This is a genomic window from Aporhodopirellula sallentina SM41 (assembly GCF_000346505.1).
Taxonomy (GTDB): Bacteria; Planctomycetota; Planctomycetia; order Pirellulales; family Pirellulaceae; genus Rhodopirellula; species Rhodopirellula sallentina.
Map to the genome: position 1 here is coordinate 1 of NZ_ANOH01000395.1, position 20,574 is coordinate 20,574.

Below are 20,574 nucleotides of genomic sequence, written 5' to 3' on the forward strand. Positions count from 1 at the left end.
AAAACCGCCCAACCGGTAAAGTTGAATCAGCGGGCTAGCGTTGAGGGCTCGATAACAAAATCCAAAAACCGGGGCGATCGCCCTGCGGTGATTTCGACCTGGGATTACCTACGCACTTTTTCAACCATCCCATCTCGCAACGATTCGATGGACTCTGTTGATATCGGCCCACTGTACCGGATCGTGGCGTACTTTCGGTACCATTCTGCTGCACCGGACAATTCCGCATCACCGTCTCGTTGTTCGATTCGGTTTGCGAATTGGTGCATTGTTTCGTGATGTTCTCGTGTGACGCCTTCTCGGTGCCAGCGACGGTCCATCTCGTTGAGCAACGCTCGCATCGCTTGAACATGCGGATCAACAGGAGTGGTTTGTTTCATCACCCTTCGCCCTAACCAAAACTTGATCGCAACGATTGCCACGACCAATGCGATGCCCACCAACGCCAGCGGACGCACCAACAGCGTGAAGGTCGTGATCAACAGACCGCCGGCTCCTTGCTTTCGCACCGCCGCCACCCATTGATCCCACTGCGCCTTGATCGCGTCCCACATTTGACTCGCCGTTGCCACCTTCATCGACTGCGGCACGCCGCTCGCCGGGGTCGCCTCGACGAGCACCCAACCACGCTCCGGGTCGTATGCTTCTGCCCATGCGTGTGCGTCGCGGTTTCGTGCCACCCAATAATCGCCATATTGATTCTTTTCCACCGCGACGAAACCCGTCACGTATCGACACGGCACACCGAGGCTACGCAACAACAACGTCGCTCCGCTAGCGAAGTATTCACAGTGCGCCGGCGGACGCTCGGTCAAGAAATGCACCACCGGATCAACGCCATGAGGGATTTCGATTCCGAATTGATACTCGTAATTTTCGAGAAAGTAAGCTTCGATCGCCGCGACTTTCTCACCCGTCGTCACCGCGTCACCGGCAATCCGCTGAGCGATCTCCGAAACGATCGGTTCCAAGTCCGCAGGCAATTCCAATAGCGTGTCCCACTCTTCCTCCGTGATCGTCGGTTCATCGATCGAATCCACCCCGCCGTGGCCCGATCGCCACACGACATAGTTCGTTTCAGGCGGGAGCGTGTCCGCGGTAACGATCCGATACGCGTCGATCGAAACTTCATCGACCGGGGCCCGCAATTGGTTGACGCCTAACGGGGTGAACAGCACCTCACGAAACGACTGATCCGGCCAGACATCGAACCGAGCCTCGGGTGGCGAGCGGTCGGCGGCATCGTTCGATGGATCGGAAATCTCGCGTTCAGCCGCTTCGCCAGCTTCGAAACGATCGAGCACAAACGTCATCTCGTTGCCGTTGGGTAGTTCGGTGACGAGGGTTTTCGGCATCACTCGGACGGGTTTTGTCCGACGCTGCCATTGCCACTGCTGGTAGTAGCCGAACGCTTTGCCACGCAGATACCCAGGTTGCTGGTCCGAATAAACACGCAGGGCCACACGTTTCCCCTGTGATCCTTTTTGCCGAGCCACGCTGCCGAGACGTCCGTTTCCGGAAAAGCCGACCGAGTCGCGGCGCATCGACGGATTGATGAACGCGTTCATCGTGTTTTCGATCTGGCGAGCGTACCGATACAGTCCACTCGCCGACGCCCACGACACGGCAGCACAAACGAAACCGACCGCAGCCAACCAGACCAGATGCCGACGCGAGAAATACCTCGAAAAGTGCAACTGTCCCCCTGAAACAGGAAAGTGACGACCGGCCATGAAATAGGCGATCGACAACACCACCAACAGCAACGCCACAACCTGGTACCCCGCACGGCCCTGCGGGTCGACTCGCACGTCGCCGATAAAGACGACCGCGACGATCGCCAAGATCGGCAGGAAACTCGGCAACGCGTCGTCTTCGCTTCGCACGTAAAAACGCAACACCTGGTAGACCAACAGGTATTCGACGATCAACGCCGCGTCGGGAATCAAAAAACTTCGCTCACCCGCCACCCACGAAATCGGCGTCAAAGTTCGCTGGATCGCATACATCACCACCAACGTGATCGGTATCCGCAACGCCAACCGTGCCGACACAAGACGCGTTTTCGTCACGCTCGCGTACACGACCGCCAAGACCACCACGGAACTGAACACGGGAGTCCTGAAGAACATCCCCAACGCGACGGCTTGCAAGATCACCAACAACGCCCCGACAAACCGCTGCGGGTTGCGGGCAACGGGATTTCGCGTGAGCGATCCTGCCCCGCCGCTCTGCCAAGCCTTGTTGGTAGGATTGTTCGCAGTATTTTTTGCAGGATTACTCATAGCGATTCAAACGCCCCCTCACGGACTTCCGCGACGCTCATCTGAACCACGTCGCCTTCATCCAGATCAATCGGTTCGGTCGTTTCGCCGTCGCGCACGACGATGATCTTCACACGGCACCCACGCTGCATCGCGACACGAGCCAACTCACGCCGGGACGCGTCCCAGTCCAAGAAAACGCCGACCACCGTCGAGATATTCGTCAACTCATCGGCGAGCGCCGGGGCGACCGTTCCGAACGGGTTCTTTCGGCACGCGTCAACTCCCGCGACAATTTCCAAAACATTGTCAAAGTGCGCTGTGTGACGACCGGCTCGAAAGACATACAACTCCGGTCCCGCCGCGAAGAGATCGATCAGGTACTCGCCACGTGACAGCGCGTCGGCAATCGACGCCGACATGCTGATCGCGGATTCGAGGTCTTCAAAACCATCCGCGGTGGCTTTGCGCCCCGGCGGCACGAAGGTATCCAACACCAACGCCACGCGGCAGTAATACTCCTCCTGGTATTCACGCACGACCGGGCGTCCCAATCGAGCCCACGACCGGTAGTCGATTCGTCTCGCCGGGTCACCCGGCACGTATTCACGGTTGCCGATGTATTCTGGCGACTCACCGATGTTCGACGTCAACGCCACGCCTCCGGGTTGGTAGCGGGCACCGACGGGAAGGTTCATTTCAGCCAACGGATGAAAACTCGGCAGGACGAGCAGATCGGCTTTCTCGGATTCACTGCGACCGTCTCGGAACAAGTCAAACGGGAACGTCGAATAGCCGCGTGGCCGTGGCAACGGATGAATGCCTCGTCGGCGAGCCCGCATGCGAACATCCGTCTTCCAAACTTCACCGGCCGGCAATTGCGGGTGCGTCTCCTCTGCATCGATCATCTCGACGCTGTCGGGCAACCCAAAGAACGCGACGCCGACATCGTAGGCCGGGCGTTTGCCGACGTTCCGCACCGTCATGTTGGCGGCGAACAACTCGCCCGCTGTCGTCTTTTCGGGCAGTTCACACCGGACCTGCAATCGCGGCCTCGTCGCGGCACCGATCAATCGGTCGATGAAGAAGAACGCCATCAACGCGCAGAAGGCTTGGTAGATCGGAGTCTCGACCGAGGCGCTGCCGATCATCGCGGAGAAGATCATCCCCGCACACAACCACTTCCCCGCCGTCGTGAAACGATACATCCACAGGAACCGCGAGTATCGATAAACGAACGACCATTCCCAATTCATGACGGAACTTTCACGCGTTGCAAAATCTCGGCAACCATCTCGTCCGCCGACGCCCCGCTGTATTTCGCTTTCGGGGTCATGATCAAACGGTGGGCCAACACGTGCGGTGCCAACCGCTGCACATCATCGGGCAAAACGAAATCGCGTCCGGCGACGAACGCCGCCGCTTGGCTGGCCCGGAACAACATCAACGAGCCTCGCGGGCTGACGCCGAGTTTCAGCCGCGGTTCGTCACGCGTTTCCTGAATGATGCTGACGATGTAGCGCGAGATCGATTCGTCGACGCGGACGTTTCGCACCATCGCCTGGTACGCGATCACCTCGTCTTTGGTCAGCACCGGGGTCAACCGTTCGATCGGATGTTCGAGTGCCTGAGCGTGGAGGATTTTGACCTCGGTTTCGGCGTCGGGATATCCGAGTTCCAACTGCACGAGAAAGCGATCGAGCTGCGCCTCGGGCAACGGATACGTGCCATGAAATTCGACCGGATTTTGAGTCGCCAGGACGAGAAACGGCGACGGCAGGTCATGCTGCACGCCTTCGATGGTGGCATGCATTTCACTCATCGCTTCCAAAAGCGCAGACTGTGTCCGTGGCGAAGCCCGGTTGATCTCATCGGCCAGCAACACATGGCAAAACACCGGGCCGGGCCGAAAACGAAACGTGCCTTCGTTCGGGTTATAGATCGATGAGCCCAAGATATCCGCCGGCAATAAATCCGGTGTGAACTGGACGCGGTGGAACTCGACATCGATCGCTTTGGCGACCGCTTTCGCGAGAGTCGTTTTGCCGACGCCGGGAACGTCCTGCATCAACACCGAACCGTTGGACAACATCGCGATGATCAAAACTTCGATGCTGTCGCGGTTTCCCTGGATCACCCCCGACAAAGCATCCGTCAACGTGGTGATCTTCTGTCGTGCTTCCTGCATTCTGCCCCTTTCTCAACTGATGTAGCTTCACGAGTGACGCGTATTCTCCCACGCGTTCTGAATCGTTAGTCCATTCAGGCTAACCGATTCAAAAGCTGCTCGGTGGCGGCGGGGTTCAATTCGGGCGATGTGGCGATCGCCGAGATACTTTCGCCCCGGTCCTCCCGATCGGCCCTACTGATTTTGCGATCGGTTCGCTAGGATTGGGAATTGTCTGCTTAACATTCCCCGCAATTTCCTTTCCGATGTGTTGATTGCCGCATGACCGCGACCGAATCGGCCACCGCCGCTCCCCACCGTTTCGATTCCATTCCGTTGGCCCCACCTGATGCCATTTTGGGGCTGACCGAAGCATTCGCTGCTGATACCCGCAGCGAAAAAATGAACCTCTCGGTTGGCGTTTACAAAGACGCCTCGGGTGTGACACCGATTTTGAAATGCGTCAAGGAAGCCGAAAAGCAGCTCATCGAAAGCGAAAAAACCAAGGGATACCTGCCGATCAACGGGCAGCCCGATTATCGCTCGCAGGTCCAACAGTTGGTCTTTGGTGACCGCGTTGAATCGGACCGAATCGCGATGGTGCAGGCACCTGGTGGAACCGGAGCCCTCCGCGTGGCCGGCGAATTCCTGGCTCGCCAGTGTTCACCGACGCGGGTTTTCCTGCCTTCGCCGACGTGGGCCAACCACAACGCGATCATGCAGTCCGCCGGCGCACCGGTCGAATCGTACACGTACCTGGCCGACGATCGCCGCAGTCTGAATTTCGAAGGCATGCTGAGCGACCTTCGCGACAAGACGCGTCCTGGCGACGCGGTCCTGTTGCACGCGTGTTGCCACAACCCGACCGGCGTCGATCCGACTGCCGAGCAGTGGCAAGAGATCGCTCGCGTGATCAGTTCGCAAGGTCTGATCCCGGTTCTCGACTTCGCCTACCAAGGGTTCGGTGACGGACTCGAGGCGGACGCCGTTGGACTGCATACGGTATTGGACAAGTGCGCCGAAGCGATCGTGTGCTCTTCGTACAGCAAGAACTTCGGTCTCTACAGCGAACGCGTCGGCGCGATCGGACTGGTCGCATCCAACCCGGCCGCCGCCTCGGCATCGCTCAGCCAATTGAAAGTGCTCGTTCGGTCCAACTACAGCAACCCGCCACGACACGGCGCAGCAATCGTTGCAACGATCTTGGCCGACCAAGAGTTGACGCGGCTCTGGAAAACAGAACTCGACGAGATGCGGATTCGCATCACGCAACTGCGAGAAAAGTTCGTCGAAGGCATGGCCAAACAAGCCGGTGCACCGGACTTCTCATTTCTGTTGAAACAAAAAGGCATGTTCTCCTATAGTGGCCTGACGGCAATGCAAGCCGACGAGTTGCGAACCAAGTACGGCGTGTACGTGGTCGGCAGCGGTCGGATCAACGTTGCCGGTATGGACGAAGACCGGATGGATTGGTTGTGCGGCGCCGTCGCCGGCGTGCTTTCGTAAAGCGAACCGCCCCCTCGGCTGGGACGCAAACGCGACTGCAATTCGTGGCAATCCACCGATAGCCTGCCCGTAGCGACCGACAGCGGCGTGTTAGCGACGATCGACGTTCGAAAAGAACGTCGGTTGCTACACGCGCCTTCGGACTGCGTTATCATTGGCCAACCTGCCGCCCACCCACCGGTTCCTAATCTCCCTCCGCCAGCAATCGCCTTCCTGCTTTCATCGCAATGCTTTCGAGAGAACGTTTCCACAGCCGCCGTTCGCCCCGCGAGCTCGTTGAAACATCGCCGCGTCTTTGCGTCGACGCACAACGCGAGGATGTCTCGACACCGCGTCTGAATGCCTGTTCGCCTGACGCCGCGGGCGACCTGCCTCGTTAAGTCCGCCTTCCTCCTGAACACCAAACGTCAACAACATGCCTCCAGAACTGCGACGTTTATTTGTCATTCTCGCTGTGGTGGTCATGGGGATTGCAGTCGTATGGGCGACGCGTTTTGACTCCATGCCGCCGGCAGATTTCAGCATTCAAAACGGCACCGACCCAAAAACACTCGACCCGCACCGGGCGACCGGGCAACCCGAAAGCCGTATCCTGTTCGGCATGTTTTCCGGTCTGCTACAGATGTTGCCTGACGGCGATCCCGACCCGGTTTCCGGTTTGCAGCCGATGTCGCCGCAACCGGCCGTCGCGAAAAGTTACGAGGTCTCCGACGACAAACTCACCTACACGTTTCACTTGCGTGACGACGCGGTTTGGTCCGACGGCGTGCCGATCACTTCGGAAGACTTCGTTTGGTCGTGGACTCGGATGCTGCATCCGGCGACCGCCTGTGAATACAACTTTCAATTGTTCAGTGTCCCCTTTGCGGAACAGTTCAGCTCGGGCGTCGTCAACGTCGGCGACCGCTGCGAAGTGGAACTGTTCGACCGACCCAATCCCGACGGAACGACCGAAGCCGACACCGGCGAGTTGAACATTCAGAACTTTCCCCGCGGCACAATGCTCTATGGCACGCTGCGGGAAATCCGAAAGCCGCCCGAACCGGAGTTGGCCGAGGACGTCACCGAAGATGACCGCGAAGAAGCGATGCTGAATTGGCAGGAGTCGTGGGTGTTTGTTCTCGACATTGCCGAGGAGGATGAAAACGGCGACATCGATTGGGACGGCCCGACGACGCGGCAAACCTTTACCGCCGACATGGACTCGCCCGTCGCGGATGAGGACACGCAGCGGGTGCACAACGTCTTGGTCGCGTTCTCGAAACTCGGCGGCATGGAAACGCCCGACGAACATACTTTTGTCGTCAATCTCGAAGACCCGTTGCCATACTTCCCCAGCCTCGCGGCCTACTACCCGTTGTTCCCCGTCCCGCGTCACGTGATCGAGAAACACGGAGCACCGATGTGGACCAAAGCGGAAAACATCGTTTCCAACGGTCCCTACGTGGTCGGTTTGCGACGTTTGCGAGACCGCGTTCGGCTGGTCAAAAACCCGCGTTGGTTCGGCGCCGATTCGGTCGCGATCGAAACCATCGACGCGTTGTCGACCGAGGGACAAAACACGGCGCTGAACATGTATGAGACCGGTCAAATCGATTGGGTCACCGATCCGCCGACGGCATTGCTGGAAACACTGAAACAGCGAGACGACTTTTACGCCGCGCCGATGTTGTCGGTTTACTTCTTCCGCATCAACACCACCCGCAAACCGCTCGACGACCCTCGCATTCGCCGCGCACTTTCGATGGCGATCGACCGGCAACAGATTGTTGATCAAGTCGCCAAGGCGGGACAGGTTCCGGCGTATGCGTTGGTACCTCCTGGCATTGTCGGATACGAACCGCCACCGGGTTTCAAACCAGACGTCGACGCCGCCAAACAACTGCTCGCCGATGCGGGTTACCCCGGCGGACGCGGAATCCCCAAAATCACGCTGCTGTACAACACGAGTGAAGGCCACCGGGCGATCGCGGAGGTCGTGCAGCAACAACTGCAGAACAACCTGAACGTCAAACTCGAACTGCAGAACATGGAATGGGGCAGCTTCCTCGATAAGACGAACCAAATCGATTACGACATCGCACGTGCGGGCTGGATCGCCGACTACGCCGATCCCAACACGTTCCTGGATCTGTGGCTGACCGACGGGCCTCAAAACAGCACGGGATGGTCGAGCGCCGAATTCGACCAGTTGCTCAAAGAAGCCGCCGCCGAAAGCGACGCCGAGAAACGCATGCAATTGCTGTCCCAAGCCGAGGCGATCTGGATCGACGAGATGCCGGTCATTCCGTTGTACTTCTATGTCGGCATCAACATGGTCAAACCGCGGATCAAAGGCTTCTTCCCTAGCCCGCAGGATCTGCACCCGCTGCACTTGATGAGCATCGACGACGGCTCGGATCAGCAGACCGATGCCGAGGTCGCCGGCAAACCCAACGGGCGTGACCTGTTCATCGCCGATCGCCTGCTGTCGGCGCCTGCCCCACTTTCAAAACTGCCCTCGATCATCCGTCCCACCGCCCCGAGCCAACTTCCCAACGAAAAGGTGACCGCCCGGTGACAGATTTATTCAGTTATGCCATCCGGCGATTCGGTTGGATGCTGCTCACGGTGTGGGCGGTTTACACCGTGTCGTTTGTCCTGATGCGGGCCGTTCCCGGCAACCCGTTCAGTAGCGAACGAACCGTGCCTCCCGCGATCGAGCGACAACTGCGGGCACGTTACAACCTCGACGCGCCGCCGATCGAACAGTACACCGATTACTTGGTGGGCATTGTCACGCGGGGCGACCTCGGTGTTTCGATCCGGTTGGAAGACTATACGGTCAACGAAGTCCTCGCCGAAGGGTTCCCGGTGTCGGCTTCGCTAGCGATTCTCGCTCTCGTCTTTGCACTTACACTCGGCGTGACGGCGGGCGTCGTGTCGGCGGTCTACCGGGGTTCGGCCGGTGACCTCGCATTGATGGGGACTGCGGTGCTCGGGATCGCGATACCGAACTTCGTGCTCGCGTCGCTGGCGATTCTGCTGTTCGTTTTCATCATCCCGATCTTCCCGGCGGCCGGTTGGGGGACGCTGCGTCAGGTCGCGTTGCCCGCGTTGTGTTTGGGTGCCCCCGTCGCCGCTTACATCGCCCGGTTGACTCGCGCCGGAATGCTAGAAGTGCTCGGCCGCGAACACGTGCGAACGGCGTTTGCGAAAGGGCTGCCCAAGAGCACGGTGATTCTGAAACACGTTCTCCCCGGTGCGTTGTTGCCGGTGGTTTCCTACCTCGGCCCGGCGACGGCGAGTGTCCTGACCGGATCACTGGTGCTCGAAAAGATCTTCGCCCTCCCCGGCATCGGCAGTCACTTCATCTACGCCGCAACGCAGCGTGATTACACGCTCGCGATGGGCATGGTCCTTACTTACACGGTGCTGTTGTTTGTGATGAATTCGTTGGTCGACCTATCCTACGCCGTGATTGACCCGCGGGTGAAATTGCAATGAGTGAATCGCCATCCCCATCGCTGCCGTCGCGTCAAACGGAAGCTCCCGACGAAGCCGCTTTGTCACGCATCTTGCAGGAGTCCCGCGAGATCCGCGGCGTCTCGTTATGGCAGGACGCGTGGCGCCGACTGCGTCGCAACCGAGCCGCCATGGCGTCGCTCGTGTTTCTCGTGATCTTGATGTTGGCGGCGATTTTCACACCGCTGCTACCGCTGCAAAGCCCGGCCGACAAAGACCTCAACAATCGGCGTTTCCTGCCGCCGAATTTCGACTCGGTCGTGATGGGCAGCCGCGAAGGACTGAAATTCGAAGACGGCCGTTTGACGGCGCAGCTCGCAAAATACCAAGCATCCGTCGAGCAAGAACGATCCGAGATCCTCTCGATCGACGATCCGGTCGAACGTGCCGAGAAGCTCGACGCATTCGAAAAACGAGCCTCCGTCGAACACCCGTTCAATCAACTGTGGAACCAACTCGGCCCCGTCGCGTTCACGATGTGCCGCATCCGCGTTGCGATCTTCGGCGATTGGGCCGTGCCGTCGCTGTTCGGCACCGACAAACTCGGCCGTGACTTGCTCTCGCGGGTTTTTTGGGGTTCGCGAGTATCATTGGTCGTCGGCATCGTTGCGACAATCGTCAGCCTGATCATCGGTGTCAGTTACGGTGCGATCGCCGGTTATCTCGGCGGCACGGTGGACGCGATAATGATGCGGATCGTTGACATGCTGTATTCGATCCCGTTCATCTTCGTCGTGATTTTTCTGGTGACGTTCCTCGGCGAAGACAGCGTCAAGAAAATTCTCGATCAATACGGCATCGAACAAATCACGATCTTCTACATCATCATCGGTGCGATCTACTGGTTAACCATGTCACGGGTCGTACGAGGCCAAGTCCTCTCGTTGCGGCACGAACAATTTGTCGAGGCGGCACGCACGGTCGGTGCGTCGCCGGGCCGGATCATCTTCCGACACGTCGTGCCCAATACTCTCGGCGTGGTGATCGTTTACTTAACGCTCACGATTCCATCGGTGATGCTGTTCGAGGCGTTCTTGTCGTTCCTCGGTCTGGGCGTTTCGCCGCCCGACGTCTCGCTCGGACTGCTGCTCAACGACGGGGTGGAAGCCCTCTCGATCGTCAAACTGTTTTGGTGGGTGGTGGTCTTCCCCGGTGCTGCCCTCGCGTTGACCTTGTTCGCACTGAACTTTTTGGGCGACGGACTCCGTGACGCCTTGGACCCGAAAATGAAGAACCGATCATGACGCAAACAGCCTCCCAAACCGATCCCACTGAGTCGCACGCGTCGGATGATCCGATCTTGCGAGTCGACGACCTGCACGTCAGTTTCAAGACCGACGAAGGCATGGTCCGTGCCGTCCGCGGCGTCTCCTTCGACGTCCGGGCCGGTGAAACCGTCGCAATCGTCGGCGAGAGCGGCAGCGGCAAGAGCGTCACGAACCTGGCGATGATGGGCCTCGTTCCTAAACCGCCGGGCAACGTCGATAGCGGTCGGGCTCTGTTCGGCGGTCGAGACCTGTTGACGATGTCGGACCGCGAACTGCAAGACATCCGCGGACGTCACATCGCGATGATTTTTCAAGATCCGATGACGGCGCTCAACCCGTTGATGACGGTCGAGCAGCAACTCACCGAAATGACGCGGTTGCACCTCAGCGTCACGCGGCACGAAGCACGTCGCCACGCGATCGAGATGCTAGGCCTCGTTGGCATCACCGCCCCGGAAAAACGCCTGCGTGACTACCCGCACCAATTCAGCGGCGGGATGCGGCAACGCGTGATGATCGCGATGGCACTGTCGTGCGAACCGGAACTGCTGATCGCCGACGAACCGACGACCGCACTCGACGTGACCATCCAAGCACAAATCATGGAGTTGCTCGCTGACCTGCAGGAAAGAAAAGGGACAGCGATTGTTTTGATCACGCACGACCTCGGCGTGGTTGCAGGTGTCGCCGATCGTGTCCTCGTCATGTACGCAGGCCGGATCGTCGAGAAAGCCGACGTGCGGACGCTGTTCGCCGGACCGCAACACCCCTACACGATCGGACTGCTCGGTTCGCTGCCGAACGTGGAATCCAATCGTGACGAACCGCTCGCGGCGATTCCCGGTCAACCACCGGATCTTTCCCAACCGATTCTTGGATGTTCCTTCCGCGACCGATGCGACCACCGATTCGATCGCTGTCAAAACGAGGCCCCGTTGCTGACGCCGAGAGCGGACCTCGGCGGCGAGCCGCACCTGGCCGCCTGCCACGCGGATCTGAGCAACACTGACTCCCATACCGCGAATGCCAACCATTCGGAGAACGGTCAATGAACGACGCCGTAGAATCCAACGAGACACCGCTGTTGAGCGTTCGTGATCTGAAGGTGCATTTCCCCTTTCGTCGCGGTTCGTTGTTCAACTCACAAAAAGGGGTCATCCGCGCTGTTGACGGTATCTCGTTCGACATCGGCCGCGGCGAAACCCTCGGCCTCGTCGGCGAATCGGGATGCGGCAAATCCACCACCGCCCGAGCGATCATCAACCTGGTTCCACCGACCAGCGGTGACGTGCAGATTGACGGCGTCTCAATCGCGGGAATGTCGGACGCAGCGATGCTGCCCTATCGACGTCGCGTGCAGATGGTATTCCAGGATCCTTTTGCATCGCTCAATCCTCGGATGACTGTCGGCGCGATCATCGGCGAACCGCTGGTCGTTCACTCGCTCGCCAAAGGTCGCGACCGCAAACTCGAAGTCCTCCGGTTGATGGAACTCGTCGGTTTGAACCCACGTTTCCTAAACCGTTATCCCCACGAATTCAGTGGCGGGCAACGACAACGGATCGGCATCGCACGCGCTCTCGCCGTTCAACCGGACATCATTTTGTGCGACGAACCGGTCTCGGCTCTCGACGTTTCGATCCAAGCCCAGATCATCAACCTGTTGATGGACCTGCAGCAGAAACTCGGGTTGTCGTATCTGTTCATCGCACACGACCTCGCTGTCGTTCGTCATATCGCAACGCGAGTCGGTGTGATGTACCTCGGCCGGATCGTCGAACTCGCCAAATCGGAAGACCTCTACGCCGGCCCCAAGCACCCGTACACGGAAGCCTTGCTGTCGGCCGTCCCGGTCCCCGATCCCGAGGTTGCAGCCAAACGACAACGCATCGTTCTCTCAGGCGAGGTACCGTCGCCCGACCGGTACTATCCCGGATGCGCGTTCGCCGATCGTTGCCCAGTTAAAATCGATCGCTGCACCACCGACCGCCCCGAACTCCCCGGAAAACCGCACGCCGCCGCCTGCTGGGTTCGCGAAGAAGCGTTGGCGGAAACACCAGCCAACGCATAGTGGTGCGTCAAAGCCTAGTTTTCGGGTAGCAAAACTCGTCAAGAGTTTTGGAAGGGCTCTTGAATCACCGAAAGTCTTGGCGGTTTGTCGATTTAATCAAGAGTCAGCCTGTTTTCGTTTAGCCGGTAGCCGTAGGCGACGTGCAGCGGCAACTAGGTCGCCTTTGGCTGCCCGTTTGACGAATAAATCGATAGCCCGGCTAGCGAGGGATCACACACAACCACTCGCTCGCACGTCGGGCTATTACATATCACTACTCTTATGCATCTTGCGATTCGACACTCCGCTTCCGGTAGCTCGATTCGCTAGAATTCAGGCCATCGAAGTCGGGCGACGTCGGCGATGTCTGCTGCAACATGTTGCGGCACTGCAGAGCCAGAAAAATCCGTCCCGGCATTTGCCTGCAGCCCTCGCGCCGCTTTGCGCACATTCCAAAACCCCAACAAATCGCGGCTCTTTCGAGCTAACGGGATTTCGCAAAACCTTACCGCCCCATGGCTTTGGAGATCCCTACCACTGGGCCAAACTTCGAGCCGGTTCGCCGCATCGGGGGCTGAATTCGTAGCATCTGTGACTAAGATGGCCGCTTTCAAATCTCTCAACTCGAGGTGCTCTGTGGTTCGATTCGTTTGGCTCGTTGTATTTGGGATCATCTCAACCGGCTCCGTCTTCGCACAACCGCTGCACAACTCCAAACACGGCGACGCCCGCGATCCGTTTCACCCGATCCAACGTTGGCTGCCGACACCCGGCGTCTACCGCACGGCATCAGGAGCCCCCGGTCCTCTCTATTGGCAACAACGAGCGGACTACGAAATCGACGTCACCCTCAACGACGTCGACCGCAGCCTGTCCGGTGATTGCCGCATCACCTACCACAACGATTCGCCGCACACGCTGACCTACGTTTGGGTCCAACTCGACCAAAACCGATTCCGCAACGACTCGGCCGCCGTTCAAAGCCAAACGGCCCCTTCTCTCGCGGGGCGTTCGCCTTTCAAATCGGTACAAACCCTACTCGCCCAGTCCGCGTTTGACGGCGGGTACAAAATCGACTCGGTCGAACAAATCGGGACAGACAACACATCTCGAGACCTTACCTACCTCGTCGTCGACACGATGATGCGGATCGACCTGCCCGAGCCATTGCCGCCTGGCGAATCGACGCAGATCGCGATTGCCTATCACTACAACATCGTCGACGCCAAAATGATCCGCGCCCGAGGCGGATACGAACTGTTTGAAGACGGCAACACGATCTACGAAATCGCTCAGTGGTTCCCCCGCGTCGCCGCGTACACCGACTACACCGGTTGGCAACACGATCAATTCCTCGGCAGCGGTGAGTTCACGTTGGAACTCGGTGACTACGACGTCAACATCACCGTCCCGGCCGACATGGTCGTCGCGGCAACCGGAACGCTGTCCAACCCCGACTCGGTGTTGAAAGAAGAATGGGCAGAACGGCTCGCCTCGATCGAAGAGAGTAACAAACCGACGTTCATCGTCACGCCGGAAGAAGCCAAAGCCAACGAGTCCGCCGGTTCGCCGGCGAAGAAGAATTCAAAGGCGAAGAAGAAAGGCAAGAACAAGTCGAAGAAGTCGGCTGCCGCCGAAGGCACGAAGACCTGGTCGTTCCACGCCGACAACGTTCGCGATTTCGCTTGGGCTGCCAGCCGTAAGTTCATCTGGGACGCGATGCCGGTTCAAATCGGCGACCGCACCGTGACGGCGATGTCGTACTACCCGAACGAAGCCGAACCGCTGTGGAGTCAATACTCGACCGAGTCCATTGCACACACCCTCGAAGTCTACGGACGATACACGTTCGACTACCCCTACGAGGTCGCCATCAGCGTCAACGGGCCGGTCTACGGGATGGAGTATCCGATGATTTGCTTCAACGGTCCTCGCCCCGAAGACGACGGCACGTACAGCAAGGCGACCAAGTACAGTTTGATCAGCGTGATCATTCACGAGGTCGGGCACAATTTCTTCCCGATGATTGTCAACAGCGACGAACGACAATGGACGTGGATGGACGAAGGCCTCAACACGTTCCTGCAATATCTCTCCGAACAAGAGTGGGAAGAGGATTACCCATCGAGCCGCGGTCCCGCCGAAAAGATCGTGCCATACATGCGAGGCGGACACCAACGACCGATCATGACCGGCAGCGACGAGATCCTGCAATTCGGCAACAACGCCTACGCCAAACCCGCCGCCGCACTCAATATCCTCCGCGAAACGGTGCTCGGCCGCGAACGATTCGACTACGCGTTCCGCGAATACTGCCGACGTTGGAAATTCAAACGCCCCACGCCTGCTGATTTCTTCCGCAGCATGGAAGACGCCTCCGGCACGAACCTGGATTGGTTTTGGCGAGGGTGGTTTTACAGCACCGATCATGTTGACCTGGCCATCGATTCGGTCGAGTTGTTCGTGATCGACAGCGGAGATCCCGACGAGTCGTACGAACGCAAACGGCTCGAAGAGGAAAAACGCGAAGACACGCCGACCACCGAACGCAACCGAAACCTACGACGCCGGATCGATTGGCAACCCGGCCTCAAGGATTTCTACAACTCACCCGAGTACGACGAAGACAAAGTCGAAGAGTCAGACCGGAAGGCGTACCAGAAATTCCTCGACAGTCTCGACGACGATCAACGAGCGTTGCTGCGGCGGACCACTCGGTTCTACGTCATCAAATTCGCCAACAAGGGCGGCCTCGTGATGCCGATCCCATTGCGAGTCCACTACGCCGACAACACGCAAGAACACTTCGTGTTTCCACCCGAGATCTGGCGGCGCAACTCCAAAGAAGTCCAAAAGCTGTTGCTGACCGAAAAAGAGATCGTCCGACTCGAATTGGATCCCAAACGCGAACTCGCGGACACCAACACCGCCAACAATCACTGGCCCCCTAAACTCGAACCATCCCGTTTCCAACTCTTCAAGAAGGAAACGAAGAAGAACGAGATGCAAAAGGCTCGCGGCGACAAGGACGACGACGAAAAAGACGACAGCGATGAGGGCGACGACGAAAAAGCCAGCGAGAAAGACAGCGAGAAGAAAAACGACGACCAGGAGAATGCTGACGAAACAACCGACACCGAGTCCGATGTCGAGTCCACAACCGCCGATGCCGACGCCGATACGGAATCATCGGTCACCAAGGATTCTCAGCCAAAGAAACGGAATCAGAAAAACCGTCGGAAACGAGATCGCAAGCGTCAACCGAAAAACGCCAACGCCGAAGAGGTGACGCAGTAATGCTCGCGATCACGTTCGCCTTCCTTTCGACCGTGCTGCTGCACCCTTCCGCCGAATCACTCGCTGAGGTGCAGTGGAACGCGTCGACACGAAAGGTCGAGGTCGCGCTGCGATTGCGAATCGCTGATGAACAACGGTTGCTGCAATCGGTTTCGTCGCAATCCGCTACGGTAATTCTTGCTGACGAAGCCGCACTCGAGCGAGCCGGCCTTTCGGTGATCCGACGTAGAATCGGTTTCGGAAAGCTGAACGATCTTCAATCGCCAACCAACACATCAAAACAGCCCCAAGGCACCGAAGTCGCCAAACGATACCAATGGATCGGCCGCCGCAGCGAAGGCGGGCACGCGTGGTGGTTCTTTGAAATCGCAACGCCGTCTGGACGCCCGACGCATCTACGCTGCACTCTTTTTGAAAAGCCCAGCGACCCGCAGAATCGCAACGACTCGTCGCATGACCATCTTCACGCGATGCCCGTCAGCACTTTCTTGATCCTCGCGGACGCTCAGCCGGCGTCGGATCCCCCCGCCGAACGTCGCTCGTCATCACCGCGTCCGAATTCGATGACGCTGACGCCTGAACACCCGATCTCTGAAATCCAATGGGTGGTTCCGGCCTCCTGAACACCTGGGCGGCCCGATTCCTGCTTTCGAAATAGGAATTGTGTGAAGGAAGTTGGCAGGAATCCGAATCCGCCTATACTGGGACACTCCCAACGAGAGGGGCGACGAGATATCGCCAGCCCTTTTTCGTTGTCGAACGTTCCATCTGGTCCCATTATTCAACGAAAACGCATGACCCTGGCCGATCAATACAGCTCCGACGGCTGTGCCATTTCCTTCGAATTGTTTCCACCGAAAACTCCACAGGGCATCGACGCACTGTGCGAGAACGTGGAACGGTTGATGCAGTTTCGGCCAAAATACTTCACGTGCACCTACGGAGCCGGCGGATCGAGCCAACGAACGACGTTGGACGTGCTCGCCCGCGTGAAAGAGATCACCAAATTGCCGGTGGCCTCGCATTTGACCTGCGTGGGCTCCACTACCGAACAACTCTGCGATTACCTGCAAAAGGCGACCGACCTCGGCGTGGATTACATCGTCGCCCTGCGTGGGGACCCGCCGAAGGGTTCGACGGAGTTCACCGTAACCGAAGGTGGTTTGCGATATGCGAACGAACTCGTGGGACTGATCCGTGCCCGTTTTGACCATCTCGGGATCGCGGTCGCCGGTTACCCGGAAGTCCACCAAGAGGCCCCGGACGCGAAGACCGACCTGGATAATCTGAAACGAAAGGTCGACGCCGGTTCGGACATCATCATCACGCAGTTGTTCTACGACAACGCGGACTTCTATCGCTTCCGGGATGATTGTGTCGCCGCGGGAATCAACATCCCGATCGTGCCAGGCGTTCTGCCGGTTACGAATTTCAAGCAAGCCCAACGGATAGCGGGAATGTGCAAAGCCGCAATCCCAGCAGGTTTGGCTGCCGAAATGGGCCGTGACGATTCTCCGGAACACCAATTCCGAGTCGGCGTCGAGCACGCTCGCGAGCAAACGATCGACCTGCTCGAAAATGGCGTTCCCGGAATCCACTACTACGTGCTCAATAAATCCGACGCCGCGATCGAGCTACTCGACGGCCTGCAGTTGGCCGGCCAAGCTTAATAGCTAACCTCAGCTCTGCTTTTGGGTAGTGGATCTTGCCAAAGATCCTTATTCAGCAGGATCTTTGAGAAGATCCACTACCACCTTCCCGACAAACGAGCCGCGTTGGAACATTAGCGCGAGTCCCCTAAATCCCCTGAGTTCCGATTTTCACGGTAGAAAGGGCTCAACCGATCGACCGGGTTGTGCCGATGATTCAGGTGAAGTGCTTTGTCACAGCGATGAATTGGGGGCCACCACAGATCCAACACGCGATCTGTGGTTCAACTGACGGGTCTCATGCGAGACTCATTTCCCAACGTCAAGAGACGACAAAGCGGTAGCCATCTCTGAGCACCAGTTTCCCTTCGCCATCGGCTTTTCACCGATCGCGGCGGTGGTGCTCGTGTCGCCTAACGGGAAATACACGTGATTCGTCGATTCGTACTATTGTCCATCGCCTGCGGCGTCATCGCGATTTCCGCGGCAACCTGCTCGACCGCTTCCGCCCAAGTCCCCGCGCCGGGAATGGCCGGTGCGATGGGTGGCCCCGGTGCCGGATACGGTAACCAACAGGCCTTCGGTCAAGCCTGGGGTAGCTCGGCTGCCAACGTTGATTGGAACCGTTTCTACCACTACCCCTACGTCTACTACCCCCAAAACTTCTGGGGGCAAGAATACTTCAAGAGCAGCGATAGCCTCTATCACCGCTACCCGACCGAGATGCGAATCCCTGTCTATAATAAGAAGTGGCACAACTACTATCCAAGTAACCGCCGGTTCCACAAGGGACACCACTTCATCCTGGACACATTCTAAACGAAGGGCGAGATCGCTCTGAGCCGAACAACATCTTCGAAAACGACGGGGCCACCGCAGCGACGCGGTCGGCCCCTTTCTCTACAACGATTGCTCGCTTCGACAGCCGCCTGTTTTTGGCTGATTGACGCTGACGGAACGATCGTTTACGTCTCCCCCGAAATGCTCGCGTGGCTCGGGGTGGACGAGGAAATCACCGCCCCGATTGCCGCCGCAATCATCCCCGATCCGGTCATGTGGGAAGACGGCGCGACTCACCGCGGTCATCTGACACGCCGGTTGCATGTCCCCGCCGCACCATCGTCGCCGGACCAAACAACCACGCAGGAACAAACGCGGGCGACTGCGACCAATCCCTCGAGCCCCGTCCGCGAAGCAACCGCTCATTTCGTCAAACTCGCCGCGAGAGCCGACGAGGAAACCGAAACCGCGACCACCAACGGTCCGCTCATTCTCGGTTGCCTCGGCGACTTCACCGACGACGCGGATGTGCCGTGGACATTGTGGTTCGGTGAGCAAGGAGTCCGCGAATCGGCGAAACTCGATGAACAAATCGCGAAATTCAGAGCTCGCCAAAGCCGGCGGGCGAACATGCTGCTCGCCGGTACATCGCCCGCATCGAGACAACTTCGCTCGCGAGTCGAATTGGCGTGTCGCATTCGATGTCACCTGTCGATCACCGGTCCGAACGGTTGCGGTGCGAACGATCTCGCGTCGATGATGCATCACGCGTCATCGCCCAACGAAGCTCTCGTTTGCCTCGACGCGTCGTTGATGGATGCCGAGTTGCTCGAAGCCTACGCATCACCAGTCGTCGCGGAACTTCGCGAGAACCAACACACTACCGGCACCCTGATTCTCGATCGATTGGGTGAGATGCCGACCGACGGGCAGAGCAGGCTGCGAGAATGGCTCGAAATGTGGCCCGCACGTCTGCGATTGATCGGGATCCTCGATTCGGAATCGACCGCATCGTCACCGTTGATCGAACCGCTCGCCGATGCGATGCAGTTGTACCCGGTCGAAATTCCTGACCTTTCGGAACGAGCCGATGACCTGGAGTTGATGACGTCGGGATTGTTGCGTTCGACGCGTTTCTCTCGCGAGACCCTCGATTTGCTTCGTTCCTACCCGTGGCCGGGTCAGTGGGAAGAACTGACCGCGGCGATTCAATTTGCCAACGAGATGGCGACCGGCGAACGCATCGGCCGAGAGCATTTGCCGCTGGCCATTCGATCGTACCGACCGTCGCAAACCCAAACCGCGTTGGTTGACACGAACGGTTGTCAAACCACGATCGGACCGCGACCTCCGTCGCCCCGCGATTTCAAACTCGAGTCGCTCGACGCAACGCTCGCCGAATATGAGGCGAGCCTGATCGCCCGAGCAATGGAGGCCGCCGATGGCAACAAAGCCGAAGCGGCACGACGACTGGGAATCAGCCGATCTCGACTGCTGCGAAAACTCAGCGAACTGTCATGACCCACCCGTTTCTCGAATCAACCGACGACGAATCGCCCGCGATCGAGCTGACGTGGTGGTGGGTCGGGCCGACAGATACAACGCTGTATCACGATCTGGTTCGCTGGATCGCCAGCGATCGATCTCCTCGCCGAGCAAAATCGACGTGGGAAATCATCCACAGCGAAGGCCCCATCCCATCCCTTCCTCGATCCAGCGGCAAACAGCCGGGTGTTGTGATCTGGGTAATCCCCGAAACCGGCATCGCTGATCTGATCAAACGAATCGGCGAAGTACGCAGCACCCGCCCCGGATACCACCACCTCACCGCCGGCCTCGCATCCCCAAACGAACAAAGATTCCTCACCGAAGTCGGCACACGCGGCCACGTCCAACACAGTAAAGATTGGCCCAAAATCGCCAATATCGTGACTCCGCACCCAAATAAGTGAGCCGAAGTGCGTGAGCACTCGGGTGTTCGGCATGCTCAGCCTGGAAAACCGATTAACGTTTCCACTCCCACGTAGCTCGGTATTTCCAAGACCGAGAGCAGAATGGCCGGAGCCATACCGACATGCAAAACATGACC

The 20,574-nt window shown here is 58.5% G+C and carries 15 protein-coding genes; 12 read left to right on the plus strand and 3 right to left on the minus strand.

Features of this window, described 5'->3' with window-relative positions; translation table 11 throughout:
- Window positions 1-104: 104 nt before the first annotated feature.
- Genes RSSM_RS25365 through RSSM_RS25375 form a run of 3 tightly spaced genes read right to left on the minus strand, consistent with a single transcriptional unit; the run spans window position 105 to window position 4,452 of the window.
- A complete protein-coding gene (locus tag RSSM_RS25365; protein WP_008686602.1) occupies window positions 105-2,285 on the minus strand; it encodes a transglutaminase-like domain-containing protein in 2,181 nt (726 codons plus the stop codon).
- Window positions 2,282-3,520, minus strand: coding sequence for a DUF58 domain-containing protein (locus RSSM_RS25370; protein WP_008686603.1), 1,239 nt, complete (start codon window positions 3,518-3,520; stop codon window positions 2,282-2,284). Before RSSM_RS25370 ends, RSSM_RS25365 begins: the two co-directional genes overlap by 4 nt.
- The gene (locus RSSM_RS25375; protein WP_008686604.1) at window positions 3,517-4,452 is read right to left on the minus strand and encodes an AAA family ATPase; all 936 of its coding nucleotides are present in this window, start codon (window positions 4,450-4,452) and stop codon (window positions 3,517-3,519) included. The genes RSSM_RS25370 and RSSM_RS25375 overlap by 4 nt, the downstream gene beginning before the upstream one ends.
- Window positions 4,453-4,713: 261 nt before the next feature.
- Here RSSM_RS25375 and RSSM_RS25380 point away from each other — a divergent pair, with 261 nt between their 5' ends.
- The 12 genes from RSSM_RS25380 (at window position 4,714) to RSSM_RS25440 (ending at window position 20,437) form a co-directional block, all read left to right on the plus strand.
- On the plus strand, window positions 4,714-5,937 hold the full coding sequence (locus RSSM_RS25380; RefSeq protein ID WP_008686605.1) for an amino acid aminotransferase: 1,224 nt from the start codon (window positions 4,714-4,716) through the stop codon (window positions 5,935-5,937).
- A gap of 415 nt (window positions 5,938-6,352) precedes the next feature.
- Complete coding sequence (locus RSSM_RS25390; RefSeq protein WP_008686607.1) at window positions 6,353-8,497, plus strand: peptide ABC transporter substrate-binding protein; 2,145 nt, start codon at window positions 6,353-6,355, stop codon at window positions 8,495-8,497.
- On the plus strand, window positions 8,494-9,423 hold the full coding sequence (locus tag RSSM_RS25395; RefSeq protein ID WP_008686609.1) for an ABC transporter permease: 930 nt from the start codon (window positions 8,494-8,496) through the stop codon (window positions 9,421-9,423). The genes RSSM_RS25390 and RSSM_RS25395 overlap by 4 nt, the downstream gene beginning before the upstream one ends.
- Entirely contained in the window at window positions 9,420-10,685 is a 1,266-nt protein-coding gene (locus RSSM_RS25400) for an ABC transporter permease (RefSeq protein ID WP_008686610.1), read from the plus strand. The genes RSSM_RS25395 and RSSM_RS25400 overlap by 4 nt, the downstream gene beginning before the upstream one ends.
- Window positions 10,682-11,761 carry an ABC transporter ATP-binding protein gene (locus tag RSSM_RS25405; RefSeq protein WP_008686611.1) on the plus strand — a complete coding sequence of 360 codons (1,080 nt, stop codon included), beginning with the start codon at window positions 10,682-10,684 and terminating at the stop codon, window positions 11,759-11,761. Before RSSM_RS25400 ends, RSSM_RS25405 begins: the two co-directional genes overlap by 4 nt.
- Entirely contained in the window at window positions 11,758-12,780 is a 1,023-nt protein-coding gene (locus RSSM_RS25410; RefSeq protein ID WP_008686612.1) for an ABC transporter ATP-binding protein, read from the plus strand. Before RSSM_RS25405 ends, RSSM_RS25410 begins: the two co-directional genes overlap by 4 nt.
- 579 nt (window positions 12,781-13,359) lie before the next feature.
- Complete coding sequence (locus tag RSSM_RS25415; protein ID WP_052336123.1) at window positions 13,360-16,056, plus strand: M1 family metallopeptidase; 2,697 nt, start codon at window positions 13,360-13,362, stop codon at window positions 16,054-16,056.
- The gene (locus tag RSSM_RS25420; protein WP_008686616.1) at window positions 16,056-16,679 is read left to right on the plus strand and encodes a DUF6702 family protein; all 624 of its coding nucleotides are present in this window, start codon (window positions 16,056-16,058) and stop codon (window positions 16,677-16,679) included. The genes RSSM_RS25415 and RSSM_RS25420 overlap by 1 nt, the downstream gene beginning before the upstream one ends.
- A gap of 171 nt (window positions 16,680-16,850) precedes the next feature.
- The gene (gene metF, locus RSSM_RS25425; protein WP_008686617.1) at window positions 16,851-17,726 is read left to right on the plus strand and encodes a methylenetetrahydrofolate reductase [NAD(P)H]; all 876 of its coding nucleotides are present in this window, start codon (window positions 16,851-16,853) and stop codon (window positions 17,724-17,726) included.
- 408 nt (window positions 17,727-18,134) lie between these two features.
- Window positions 18,135-18,524 (plus strand): hypothetical protein, encoded by a 390-nt coding sequence (locus RSSM_RS25430; protein WP_008686618.1) that lies wholly within the window; start codon window positions 18,135-18,137, stop codon window positions 18,522-18,524.
- 90 nt (window positions 18,525-18,614) lie between these two features.
- Window positions 18,615-20,006: a helix-turn-helix domain-containing protein gene (locus RSSM_RS25435; RefSeq protein ID WP_008686619.1), complete on the plus strand. Its 1,392-nt coding sequence runs from the start codon at window positions 18,615-18,617 to the stop codon at window positions 20,004-20,006.
- A complete protein-coding gene (locus tag RSSM_RS25440) occupies window positions 20,003-20,437 on the plus strand; it encodes a hypothetical protein (protein ID WP_008686621.1) in 435 nt (144 codons plus the stop codon). The genes RSSM_RS25435 and RSSM_RS25440 overlap by 4 nt, the downstream gene beginning before the upstream one ends.
- Window positions 20,438-20,574: the final 137 nt, after the last annotated feature.

Bases quoted from the DNA above. Each gene is read 5' to 3' on its own strand.
- RSSM_RS25410 (WP_008686612.1), top strand. From the start codon at position 11,758: ATGAACGACGCCGTAGAATCCAACGAGACACCGCTGTTGAGCGTTCGT.
- RSSM_RS25420 (WP_008686616.1), top strand. From the start codon at position 16,056: ATGCTCGCGATCACGTTCGCCTTCCTTTCGACCGTGCTGCTGCACCCT.
- RSSM_RS25400 (WP_008686610.1), top strand. From the start codon at position 9,420: ATGAGTGAATCGCCATCCCCATCGCTGCCGTCGCGTCAAACGGAAGCT.
- RSSM_RS25390 (WP_008686607.1), top strand. From the start codon at position 6,353: ATGCCTCCAGAACTGCGACGTTTATTTGTCATTCTCGCTGTGGTGGTC.
- metF (WP_008686617.1), top strand. From the start codon at position 16,851: ATGACCCTGGCCGATCAATACAGCTCCGACGGCTGTGCCATTTCCTTC.
- RSSM_RS25370 (WP_008686603.1), bottom strand. From the start codon at position 3,520: ATGAATTGGGAATGGTCGTTCGTTTATCGATACTCGCGGTTCCTGTGG.
- RSSM_RS25365 (WP_008686602.1), bottom strand. From the start codon at position 2,285: ATGAGTAATCCTGCAAAAAATACTGCGAACAATCCTACCAACAAGGCT.
- RSSM_RS25405 (WP_008686611.1), top strand. From the start codon at position 10,682: ATGACGCAAACAGCCTCCCAAACCGATCCCACTGAGTCGCACGCGTCG.
- RSSM_RS25375 (WP_008686604.1), bottom strand. From the start codon at position 4,452: ATGCAGGAAGCACGACAGAAGATCACCACGTTGACGGATGCTTTGTCG.
- RSSM_RS25380 (WP_008686605.1), top strand. From the start codon at position 4,714: ATGACCGCGACCGAATCGGCCACCGCCGCTCCCCACCGTTTCGATTCC.
- RSSM_RS25415 (WP_052336123.1), top strand. From the start codon at position 13,360: ATGGCCGCTTTCAAATCTCTCAACTCGAGGTGCTCTGTGGTTCGATTC.
- RSSM_RS25440 (WP_008686621.1), top strand. From the start codon at position 20,003: ATGACCCACCCGTTTCTCGAATCAACCGACGACGAATCGCCCGCGATC.